The sequence below is a fragment of the Gilliamella sp. B2838 genome, assembly GCF_026536185.1.
Lineage (GTDB): Bacteria > Pseudomonadota > Gammaproteobacteria > Enterobacterales > Orbaceae > Gilliamella.
This window is the reverse complement of record NZ_JAFNOO010000018.1, coordinates 1-10,908: the sequence shown is the minus strand read 5'-3', so window position 1 is coordinate 10,908 and position 10,908 is coordinate 1. Positions and strand designations below refer to the sequence as shown.

Below are 10,908 nucleotides of genomic sequence, written 5' to 3'. Positions count from 1 at the left end.
CATTGTCAGAAAATTTAAAAAGTGATTTACGTTACTATCATAAAATTAAATTGCCCTATTCTTCTAATCAGTTAAAAAAGTATTACTATTGGGGAGAATATGGCTTATATCTTTCCCCTAATGTGCCATTTCCATTAAGATTTACCAATAAAGAATTTTCATTTAAGCCAAAATTATTTGAATATCTTACTAAAACAACTTTTTATTTTCCTCATTGCTATTTTTATTATAAGGACATTTTATATAAAGGCATTATCCAAATGGCTATAGGTGAAAATGATAACAAAGTTTTTACTTTTCAGTTATATAGTTATGATAATAACGGAAATTTGATGGATGCAATACTTTTGTACGCCATTCAAAATGGCGAAATATCCTATTGGAATGATTTTGTAATAAAGTCTGATGGTAAAATATTGATAAAACAACATCAACAACAAAATCTATTTGAGCTAGATGAAAATCCAAAAGATAAAAAAATTTATACCAAAGAAAAGCAATATCAAATGAGTTCTTCCGGCTTTTTTAACACAATAAAGGATTAAGTAATGAAAAATTTATTATTTATTAAAATAGTTTTATTTTTCATCAGTTTTTGCTGTTATGGAGAGGAAATTAATATTATTGAGAACTATAAAGGTAAATCTATTCTTAACGCGATAGATATCTCTAAACTAGCAAAAGATTGCGAAAAAACCGATAATTTTTGGCATATTACAAATACTGAACGAGAAGAAATACTTGAACGTTGTCCAATTAATCAAATAGCTTCATATTTTGAAAATTTATATGACATTATTAAAAATAATGTTGTTATATATGATGTAGATGATGTAAAGCTTACTATTAATAAAAAAATCTATAATAAAACCGTTAATAATAAAATATATCCAGTTAAAGAGCTTAACTTATTCCTTTTTCATAAAGGAAAGTTTGTAGATAAAATTATATTGGCAAATAGTTCTTATGATGTTGAAGGTTATTATTGGTTAAGTAATCAATACTATTATATATCACCTAATATGGATGTTTATGTATTATTGGTAAAAGATGTCGAAACCAGTGTAAAACCGATATTTTGGAAACATTATCAGATAGATAAAAAAAACTTACAGTTTCAACTTAAATCATTATCAATTGACGAAGGTTATAAATATCAAATTATTTATCCCGATCAATTTAAAATTCTTGAAGGTTCGCCTCAAACATCAAAATATCAAATTAATAAACTAAAAACTTGTTATCAAGAAGAATACTCAACTAGTTGTAGTATAGAATCTTATCGTTACTATCATAATATTTTATTTCAAAAACTAAATTTTCTTAAAACTAAAAATCCTCAAGTTAACGAGTTTATGGAAATAATAGATAAAGAAATCAATATGGTGTGTTTAACTTCAAAATCGCCGAATTATCAGGATGAAACGAAGAATTTTACCAATAAGATTACCAAATGTTTAACAGAACAACTATATCAAAAAATAGAGGGCATAGATCAAAAATTGGCTGAGTAATCTTATTATAATAATAACTAAAATTTGAGGTAGCTGATATTAATGTCTTATGAGCATAAAAAAAGAAACTTCTCAGTTAGTTTTTATTGACAATGAGAATCAACAAAGAAGAGACTATAAGCGTTTTCCCGCTGATTATAAAGATGCCCCCGACAAGAAATTAACACCGGAGCAACTTAACTTATTGGGTAAAATAAAAGAGTTAGAAGAGAAGTCAGAATTATGGGAAAAAACCAAAGAAAAAGCGACAAAAATGCTGTGGTGGGAAGATGTAGTCGAAGGATTAGCTAAGCAAAGTCAACAGACAGAACAAAGTGACACTGAAACAGAAAAAGATAAAACATCAGCCCCTCAACTGAGCAAACCGAAACTTTATCAACACCTGCCACTTTGAGTAAAAATGGTAGGGTATGGCTTATGCATCCTGTGGCTATGGTGGATTATTATATGGAAGGGAAAAAAACTGAAACATGGGACAAAGTAACAAACTCAAGGATAGCATTATTACATCCAAAAATTCGTCAACACACTTTAGATTTTATAAATGATGCTGAAAGTAAGTTAAATTTGAAGTTAAGAGTATCAGATGGTTATAGATCTATAGAAGAACAAAATAAATTGTATGATAAAGGTAGAGTAAATTCGGATCCTATTGTGACAAAAGTTAAAGGTGGATACAGTTTTCATAATTATGGATTAGCCATTGATGTGGTCGAAATTTTAGATAATAAAGCAATTTTTTTAGATGATAAACACCGAAAAATTAAAGAAATAGTAGATATTGCAAAATCTTATGGTTTTTTATGGGGGGGAGATTGGATAACATTTAAAGATTATCCTCATTTTGAAATTACTTTTGGTTATAAAGCATCAGAATTATTAAAAAAATATAATGAAGGAGAATTAGATGATGAAGGTTATGTCAATATTAGTTAATTTCTTAATATGTTATCTTTTTATTGCAAACGCAAACGCAAACGCAAATGCAAATGTATTTGAAACTCAGTCCTTCTCATCTGAAGGAGCGGAATTAATTTGTGAAGATAAAAAAAATAGTGATTTATTATTAAACGTTTATGGGGAAACATTTAAAAGTAATATTAAAATTATCAATAGTAAACCTCATAATTATAGAATAAAAGCTAAATTTAGTTATTATGATCGCCCTATTTATGAAAAATTCAGAAATATTTTAACTATTGATTATGATTTTTATATTGAAAATGATCAAGTTCTTGTATCGTTACTAGGCTCAGATTACAGCCAAAAAATAAATGAGATCTATGAATCTATTAAACAAATATTAAAAGAAGCTCATGAAAATAATAAATGTTTATCATGGAATTTTAAGTAAATATTTAAAAATAACTTGCGTTTTTATACCTTTACTCATAAAAGTGATTGTTTAATGAGCCAGATATTGAATATTAGCGAACGATTGAAATCATTTTTGGTTATAAAGTATCAGTATTATTAAAAAAACATAATAAAGAAAAATTAGATGATGAAAGGTATATTATATTTAATTAGTCTCAATATTTTATTATTATCATTCACTTTAAAAGCAGAAGAGATGACGCTTGAATCCTTACATTCGACAGAAGGAGCTTTGTTAAATTGTAAAAAAGATCAACTTGAACTAGGAATTTATGGTGAGACATACCGTTCAAAAATTATGGTCATAAAAGTGAAAGATAAACTTGAAGTAAAATCAAACACCGAATACTACAATTTACCAATAGGTTTTCATGATAAAAATTTGAAATCTGAAACTGTTTTTATTGTTGAAAGTAAATATTTTATTAAAAATAAAAAGATTATTTCTGCTATTTCACTTGATCCTTTATATTTAAAAAAGGCTAGAGAAGATTTGTCTACTTTAGTGGATGCGATAAAAGAAGCTCATGAAAATAATAAATGTGTATCTTGGATTTTTGAGTAACGGTTTAAAGAATATGAATTTTTACATCTTTACTCAAAAAGTGAATGGTATGAAGAGCTGGATGCGGAAGGAAAGCGGCCGGAATGGGAAGCATTAAACAGTGAAATGACCGATGATGCGGAAAACTATCTGGGTTATATAAAAGACAGTGATGAAGCAAAACGTGATGCATATGTTAGTAAGCATCACGCAACCGAACAAAAATCAATAAAATAAGGCTTAGAAAAGCAAAGAAGAGATTATCAGCCAATTCCCCCCTGATTTTAAAAATACCCCTGACAAGAAATTAACATAAAAGCAACTTAAATTATTTGGCATAATAAAAGAGTTAGAAGAGAAGTCAGAATTATGGGAAAAAAACCAAAGAAAAAGCGACAAAAATGCTGTGGTGGGAAGATGTAGTCGAAGGATTAGCTAAGCAAAGTCAAGAGACAGAACAAAGTGACACTGAAACTGAAAAAGATAAAACAGAAGACAGCTCAAAGCAACAAACCGAAACATCATCAACACCTGCCACGTTAAGCCAAAACGGTGAGGTTTGGTTTGTGAATCCGCTTACATTATATAATTTTGTTTCATGGAAAAGTTTGATAAACGTTGAAGTTTTCCTTACTAAGTATGAAAGCGTACATAAAAAATTTAAGAAAAACGAGAACGATATCGTTCCGAACTTTAATCAGAAATCTAAAGATGCTCTTTGTGGAATTATTGAAAGAATAAATCTATTTTATAAAAAAAATGATGACTTCAAACCGAACATTTACTATGTATCTTATATGTTAGCAACAGCTCGTTGGGAAGCTACCTGGGGAAATGATTTTTTCTGTGCATTGGAAGAACGTTCCGGTGGATTAGGAAAAGAATATTTTAATAAATATGACCCTGTATTAGCAAGCACTGAAGCTTTACGAAAAAAGGCTAAGGACAATGGAAATATAGTCGAAGGAGATGGTTATAGATATCGAGGGCGGGGGTTAGTCCATTTAACTTGGAAAAATAACTATAAAAAGGCTAGTAATTATTTGGGTGTTGATTTTATAACCGATCCAGATAAAGCTGCAGAACTTGACTTTGCTGTACCAATTATGATTTGGGGAATGATGAAAGGGGTTTTTACAGGTGGTAAATTACCTAAGTATATCTATAAAAATCATATTGATTACAAAACTGCAAGAAAAGTAATTAATGGGAGTGATAGTGCTGATAGCATAGCTTCTTTTGCGAACTTGTTTGAATCAATTCTTCGACAAACATCAAATTTAACTGAGGAATTCTAGAGTGAAAAAAATCATAATATTGATATTATTAATGATAATCAGTAGTTTTAGCTACGCAAAGCGACCTTGTAAAATTAAATCATCTCAAGAAAATAAACAATTTAGTATTGATTCAAAAGTTTATAAATTCACTTCTTATTTTTGTGAAGATGAAAATGATGAGGAAGAAGTTTTTGCAAAAAAAGCCATATTAGAAGTACAGGCAAAAAATACTAGCCAATTATATAAAAATGTTATTGGAATACGCGGAATGCTGAATATTGCATTCGAAGCATGGAATAATCAGCCTGCATTGTATTACTTTATGCCAGCAGCTGAATCTATTGAAGCACATATACCTATTATTGTTAAAAATAATGATTTAATGGTTCAATGTATATATATAAGCCAACAATTAAAAAATTTTATGGTAGCCAATTATTCGTATTGTGGCGATAAACAAATCATCCAAAATGGATTTGGTGAAGATGCAATTTTAAATCTATTTCCAGATTTTTATTTATACAGTATATACGATAATATCTACTATCCTGAAAATAATGAATATTTATCTGATAAAGAATTCGATGCTTTTATTGGTAAAATAGATGATATCAGTTTTTATCGACGATATTCCTCACTTGATGATTATTTTTTGAATAAATTCAGAGTAATAATAGTAAATAAGGAAAAAGAATACTGTTTTAAAGAATCAAAAATTTACCAACGAATAGGGGAGGTAAGAACTGATGGAATTATTGGATTAGATATTTTTGATGCAAAAGGGAAAAAAACTTTTTATGATAAAAAGGCATTATTAGAATTATTAAATAAATCTAATGTAGAACCCAATATCAAATCTTACATCCAGCAAGAAAAAATAAATCTTTATAATGAACCCAATGATAACTCTTCAACAGATATTTATATAATAAAAAACGATATGGTAAAAATTTTGGATGTAATTTGGGCTGATGAACAACATTCGAGAGTCTGGTATAAGGTAAGTTATAACAGTAAACAAAACGGTAAAATAATTAAATGGATTAAAGGGGATTCATTTACTATTTGGTAAATAAATTTATTAATAAAATATCTTATTATTACTAATGTAAAAATTAAATTGTGAAAATGAAAACCTTGATTTTCAATTATTGATAAAATTGCTCACCAACTATATGAAGAATTACTAAAAAATATTCTTAACAGGTAAACAATGAAAAAATTCTATATTTTTACAATATTGCTTTTCTTTAGTTTTCCGATATTTGCACAACTATGTAAGGAAAGTAAATTAAATGTTATTAAAGGTCAATTTATTAATGGTAATAATTTTGAAGGAAAATATATTTATTGTCGTCTGATTAATCCTGAAGAAGACAAAATGTCACAAATTGATTTAAATTTAAATATAGATGGAACAATTAATAGTTATATTTACAACGGAGGAGGTAATCCATCAATTCAAACTTCAAATTTAGGTGTAATTTCTATTTTTGATCAGTTTGGTGGAATGGAAAGTCCGGCTAGAATAACTTATTTAACTAGTTTAGATAAAAAGTTAATCATATTAGGAGAGATCAATCTAGATTATTCTCAAGGACAAGTTGTTAGTTATTCTATTCAGAATATTAATGACAAACTAGACATTATGAGCTCTATCTTCTCAGAAAAAATTATGCATTATTTTATAGATAATACTCAATTGTCTTACCCTGATTATTTTTTATTGCTGTTATTTAATTCATTTTTGGAAAAGAATATTTCAAAAGATTGGATAAAGCAGTTTTATAAAAAATTAAATTTAATGCAGCATCAAGATATCATTAATATTTATAGTCAAAATGTATTTTTTAAAAATACGACACTTTGTAATAAAGATAAAAATGAAAAAAATGCATTTGGATGTGAAGTTAACAATACTCAATTATCGTTATGCTATGATTATATTAATTCAAAGTTGTTTTATAGGTTTGGTAGCCAGTCAAAATTAGAATTGCAATTAGTAAAAATAATCGATGATGAAGACAAAAAAAAATCTGTGATAACCTTTACCAATAAAGACACTGATTATTTGGTGGATACAAATCTAGGAAAAGAAGGTGTGAGAATAAAAAGAAAAGAGATGCACTTTAAAAAGTTTGAATGTAATCCAAGTACTATTGAACCAATGATTTTGAATAGTTTCAATTAAATAGGCTGTTTTTAAAAAATAATTAAATAAGATTTGAATAGTATTTTATTTGATTTTAAATTTTATAGTAAATCATATTTCAAGGAACGTTTTAGTTTTGAAAACAAATATTAATAAAGAAAGTCAAAAACGTGTTTTATCAGCATGAGCGAAATGGGTAGCTAAATAGAAAATTAATTGTTAGAAGAATTTCCATTCACCATTAAATAATTTAGCCGCAGTGACTGAAAATAATGCGGTTTACTTTTCCTGAACAATCCTGTTTGTTTCTCAATTCGATAAAAAAGCGGTATAAGTTATAGGAAAAAACCAAAGAAAAAGCGACAAAAATGCTGTGGTGGGAAGATGTAGTCGAAGGATTAGCTAAGCAAAGTCAACAGACAGCTCAAAGCAACAAACCGAAACATCATCAATGCCTGCCACGTTAAGCCAAAATGGTGAGGTTTGGTTTATGCATCCTGTGGCTATGATAAATTATTTATCTAATAATAAAGTTCTTTTCCAAAAAGACGATAAAGATGAAATAATTCGAGAAATTAATATCCGTCTTGCCGGTTTTGGTGGCAATGTTCCGACTGATGAGTTTACGGAAAGAACAGAAAACATGATCAAACAGTTTCAACGTGATTATATGAAAGTTGAAGAAACGGGTGTTGTTGATATGCAAGTAATTGAAGCGATTGATAAGTTTCAAGAGGAATATGCTATTAGTGCAAATGTATGGTCACAACTGAAATGTAAATGTAGTCCTAATAAATGTAGTGGATTTGGAAATGGTTTAGGAAAAAATACTTCGCCAGAAAGGTCTAATACTTATGAATATCCAGGTATACATAGATCATTGTTATTTGGATTGTGTGGATTAAGTTTTTATTTAGGCAGACAAGATGTTTATAAATTTAGATTAATTTCATCAGGTTATCGTTGTAGCCAGCATCCAGAAGGGAAAAGAACTACAAATCATAGAGGAAAAGCGATAGATATTCAATTTTACAAAGAAAATTGGGCTATTGCTGGTAAAAATAAAGAAAATATTGAGCCCTTATTATATATTCGTGATAACTTTTTTAAAACTTATCTTAATTCACAAGACGATTGGGAAGATAAAAATCTTTTTACGACAGAGCCAATAGGTTTGGATTCTGAAGGCAATCCTATATCTGGATTTACCTATAGTTGGATTCATATGGATGTTAGATCGTTTGAAAAACAATACTTATTAGATGAATACTTTTGTACTGATGCGACCATTTTGAATGGAGAAAAATTAATCACACTTATAAAGAAAGAAGTTAAATGATATAAATTATAGGGGAGAATAATGCGTAAAATATTAAACTGTTTTGTCGTTTTATGTTTTGGATGCTTTTTTTCGTTAGTGGTAGGTGCTAGTCAAATAAAAAACAATCAAAATATTTCAACAGAATCAAATAGTATAGAATGGCAATTAGTCAATATTGATTATATGTCTGATCATACAATTCAAATTGAAAAATTATTAAAATCAATGAATAAATCAAAAGAAATATCTCTTAAAAGCTCCAATAATAAATTAATTATAAATGAAGGTAATGTAATTGGAATACAAAGAACAACTAATGATTTATCACAAATATTTCAGAGATTACTACTAAGAGAATTAAATCGTCTAAAATTAACTAATAACCTTCCAGAAAGCCAATATTTTACCTTATTAACTTTTCCTAAGCTATATAATTTGAACAAATCATTAGTAATTATTTCAGGTTATCTGTTTTTATTTAGTAATGATGAGTTTATTATGACTTTCAAGGATAAACAACAGATTAATAAAGAGTTTGAAAAATTATATAACAAATTAAATACAGCTAATCTACCTTTAGCCAATCGTTATTGGCCTCCTGAAGAAAATGATGGTTTTTTACCTATACCTGATGAGTTAAATTATTTTTTTAAAGGAGTAATTAATGATGACGATCTTCAAGCAATTAAATTGAAAGAATACAAAAATATCAGATTAATTTTGTTATTTTCTAGTAATAGAGCAGGGGCTCCCAAATTGTCCATAATAAGCCTTACTGATAGTTTAGATATAATTGATAGATTAGAATTAGGCGAAGAGAGTGAATTAGAAGATGGTGTAGTATGGATTGAATATGAAATAGATAAAGACTTTCTTATAACAATTTCTGAAACAGAGCATGTTTATAATAAACCCACTAAATTAATTCATAAGACTAACTATAAAATTAATGATCAAGGAACCTTTGTTAAGGTTAAATAAATTTAATGATTGTTGCTGAATATGGAAACCTAAATAATAAATATTTAAAAGAGTTGGTTAAAAATTAGAGGAACTAATAATATGCATGGGTTTTATCTTTCTTCAATTAAAAAAATATAATGTTACTAAGAATTATATGATTATTATGTGTTTTTTTAATTTTTCTAATGTTTATGCTAAAGATATTGAGCAACTTTATTGGATTTTAGATGAATATGTTGAAAATTAGAACCAAATGAACAAACATAATTATAACTTTGATTACTTGTACAATTTGAGAGTTAGATTAGTTAATAACATCATTTATATTGATGATAATCAATATAATGTTAGTGTACGTCAGACATCTGATATATCCCAATTACTGACAAAAGACCTAATAGAAAAACCAATCATTAACGAATTTATTTTACTAACAAGGGGATAAATTATTTACAATTTGAGGATGTTTTAGACAGTAATTTAGCTAAATTAGTATTACCAAAAGGCAGATTGATTTTAGGCAAAGAACAGTTGTTAATTATAAATGAATCTTTAGTTGCGTCTTTTTTAAAACCTAAAGACAAAAATTCATTTCTAACATTAGTTAATAAATTTCCTGCATTAGATTTACCAATTAATTCTCAAAGCTCAACAGATTTTATTAAGGACGAGAATTATTACAATTATCCTCAAAATATATCAGAAAGTTATCTACATTATTTAAAATTATTTGATAAAAATAGTTTATCTTCACCTTTTTTCTGAACAATTTAATTTTTTAGATAAAATTATATTGTCTTCTCGAATCGGTATGACAAGAGAAAATCCTGTAACAGGTGATTTGCCAATCGAATTTATTTATTACAATATTGATAAAAAATATTTTATTGAGCGTCGCTAACGTTTTGAAGATGAAACGGTAGAAGTACAACATTTTCAAGTGACAAAATAAGGGAAGTTTCAAGAGTTACCTGTCACTTCAGATTGCTACAGTGAGTTAGCGGTTAAAGATAACAAAACACATTCAACAAAAAGCCTTTTGCTAACCGATAAACAAGCAAATAATTATATGCGTTTTGAAAGTAACAGATTCAATGAACTTTATGATATCACACTAACTTTAAATCCTGCTGAGAAAAAGCTTTGTGTTAATTATCAACAAGCCTATTCCTTTACAAATGCTAAAGCGAAATCAAAACAGTTGTTTGTTAATGAAAACTTTATCAACAGCAAGTTGAAAATTTTAAAGAATTTAATATAGATATTAGTGACGAGTTGGAATATATCACATTTGAAAATATCGACAAATCGCCATTAGCTAAATTTCTGCTAGATGGAATAAGGCGATTTATATGAACGAAATGCTCTTTATTGAGGGTGATGATTATCTCGTAGCTTACAGACAGCCTACTGTTAGTGAGCTAACTTACCAAGAATGATAATATCAAAAGGTGCAAAATTACTGGCGTTAGCATCAGACTCGGATTCAACAGTAGGTGAGTGCTTCAAAGGTTCGGAAATAAAAGTACTGAGTAAAGAATCGAATATCAACTGGTTACAAATAGAGATTCAAATATCAAAAAGTGAAACCAAAACATTATGGATAGAACATAATAACGAGATACAGGATAAACTAAAAGAAAAAGGTAATCTAAAAGATTTAGCCAGTACCACACCGGCATGGAGTAAATTTCCCTTACAAGAGAGTGAGTTAACCGGTAGCAAAAATGAAGTTGATATGCCACCGTTGCTACTGA

12 protein-coding genes and 1 pseudogene are annotated in these 10,908 nt (G+C 27.9%); all 13 read left to right on the top strand.

Translation table 11 applies throughout. The features are described 5' to 3' along the window. Nucleotides 1-545: pseudogene (locus J3U63_RS12715) on the top strand (hypothetical protein); the annotation flags it as partial. Nucleotides 546-548: 3 nt separating this feature from the next. Beyond that, nucleotides 549-1,514, top strand: coding sequence for a hypothetical protein (locus J3U63_RS12710; RefSeq protein WP_267371746.1), 966 nt, complete (start codon nucleotides 549-551; stop codon nucleotides 1,512-1,514). 49 nt (nucleotides 1,515-1,563) lie between these two features. Continuing rightward, nucleotides 1,564-1,908, top strand: coding sequence for a hypothetical protein (locus J3U63_RS12705; protein ID WP_267371744.1), 345 nt, complete (start codon nucleotides 1,564-1,566; stop codon nucleotides 1,906-1,908). A 23-nt stretch (nucleotides 1,909-1,931) separates the two neighbouring features. Further along, nucleotides 1,932-2,450 carry a M15 family metallopeptidase gene (locus tag J3U63_RS12700; protein WP_267371741.1) on the top strand — a complete coding sequence of 173 codons (519 nt, stop codon included), beginning with the start codon at nucleotides 1,932-1,934 and terminating at the stop codon, nucleotides 2,448-2,450. Further along, complete coding sequence (locus J3U63_RS12695) at nucleotides 2,422-2,868, top strand: hypothetical protein (protein WP_267371738.1); 447 nt, start codon at nucleotides 2,422-2,424, stop codon at nucleotides 2,866-2,868. The genes J3U63_RS12700 and J3U63_RS12695 overlap by 29 nt, the downstream gene beginning before the upstream one ends. A 147-nt stretch (nucleotides 2,869-3,015) precedes the next feature. Next, nucleotides 3,016-3,456 (top strand): hypothetical protein, encoded by a 441-nt coding sequence (locus J3U63_RS12690; protein ID WP_267348433.1) that lies wholly within the window; start codon nucleotides 3,016-3,018, stop codon nucleotides 3,454-3,456. A 380-nt stretch (nucleotides 3,457-3,836) separates the two neighbouring features. Then, complete coding sequence (locus J3U63_RS12685) at nucleotides 3,837-4,733, top strand: hypothetical protein (protein WP_267371736.1); 897 nt, start codon at nucleotides 3,837-3,839, stop codon at nucleotides 4,731-4,733. A 1-nt stretch (nucleotide 4,734) separates the two neighbouring features. Further along, entirely contained in the window at nucleotides 4,735-5,787 is a 1,053-nt protein-coding gene (locus J3U63_RS12680; protein WP_267371734.1) for a hypothetical protein, read from the top strand. Between the two features lie 141 nt (nucleotides 5,788-5,928). Then, a complete protein-coding gene (locus J3U63_RS12675) occupies nucleotides 5,929-6,906 on the top strand; it encodes a hypothetical protein (RefSeq protein ID WP_267371732.1) in 978 nt (325 codons plus the stop codon). 412 nt (nucleotides 6,907-7,318) lie between these two features. Further along, nucleotides 7,319-8,206 carry a peptidoglycan-binding domain-containing protein gene (locus tag J3U63_RS12670; RefSeq protein ID WP_267371729.1) on the top strand — a complete coding sequence of 296 codons (888 nt, stop codon included), beginning with the start codon at nucleotides 7,319-7,321 and terminating at the stop codon, nucleotides 8,204-8,206. A 21-nt stretch (nucleotides 8,207-8,227) separates the two neighbouring features. Further along, nucleotides 8,228-9,169, top strand: coding sequence for a hypothetical protein (locus tag J3U63_RS12665; RefSeq protein ID WP_267371727.1), 942 nt, complete (start codon nucleotides 8,228-8,230; stop codon nucleotides 9,167-9,169). A gap of 1,051 nt (nucleotides 9,170-10,220) precedes the next feature. Further along, nucleotides 10,221-10,412 (top strand): hypothetical protein, encoded by a 192-nt coding sequence (locus J3U63_RS12660; protein ID WP_267371726.1) that lies wholly within the window; start codon nucleotides 10,221-10,223, stop codon nucleotides 10,410-10,412. A gap of 174 nt (nucleotides 10,413-10,586) precedes the next feature. Next, the coding region (locus J3U63_RS12655; RefSeq protein ID WP_267371725.1) for a hypothetical protein at nucleotides 10,587-10,908 on the top strand (322 nt) is incomplete at its 3' end.

What these genes read in the sequence shown, in the direction of transcription:
- J3U63_RS12710 (WP_267371746.1), top strand. Translation starts at nt 549, where the DNA reads ATGAAAAATTTATTATTTATTAAAATAGTTTTATTTTTCATCAGTTTT.
- J3U63_RS12705 (WP_267371744.1), top strand. Translation starts at nt 1,564, where the DNA reads ATGAGCATAAAAAAAGAAACTTCTCAGTTAGTTTTTATTGACAATGAG.
- J3U63_RS12700 (WP_267371741.1), top strand. Translation starts at nt 1,932, where the DNA reads ATGCATCCTGTGGCTATGGTGGATTATTATATGGAAGGGAAAAAAACT.
- J3U63_RS12695 (WP_267371738.1), top strand. Translation starts at nt 2,422, where the DNA reads ATGATGAAGGTTATGTCAATATTAGTTAATTTCTTAATATGTTATCTT.
- J3U63_RS12690 (WP_267348433.1), top strand. Translation starts at nt 3,016, where the DNA reads ATGATGAAAGGTATATTATATTTAATTAGTCTCAATATTTTATTATTA.
- J3U63_RS12685 (WP_267371736.1), top strand. Translation starts at nt 3,837, where the DNA reads ATGCTGTGGTGGGAAGATGTAGTCGAAGGATTAGCTAAGCAAAGTCAA.
- J3U63_RS12675 (WP_267371732.1), top strand. Translation starts at nt 5,929, where the DNA reads ATGAAAAAATTCTATATTTTTACAATATTGCTTTTCTTTAGTTTTCCG.
- J3U63_RS12670 (WP_267371729.1), top strand. Translation starts at nt 7,319, where the DNA reads ATGCCTGCCACGTTAAGCCAAAATGGTGAGGTTTGGTTTATGCATCCT.
- J3U63_RS12665 (WP_267371727.1), top strand. Translation starts at nt 8,228, where the DNA reads ATGCGTAAAATATTAAACTGTTTTGTCGTTTTATGTTTTGGATGCTTT.
- J3U63_RS12660 (WP_267371726.1), top strand. Translation starts at nt 10,221, where the DNA reads ATGCGTTTTGAAAGTAACAGATTCAATGAACTTTATGATATCACACTA.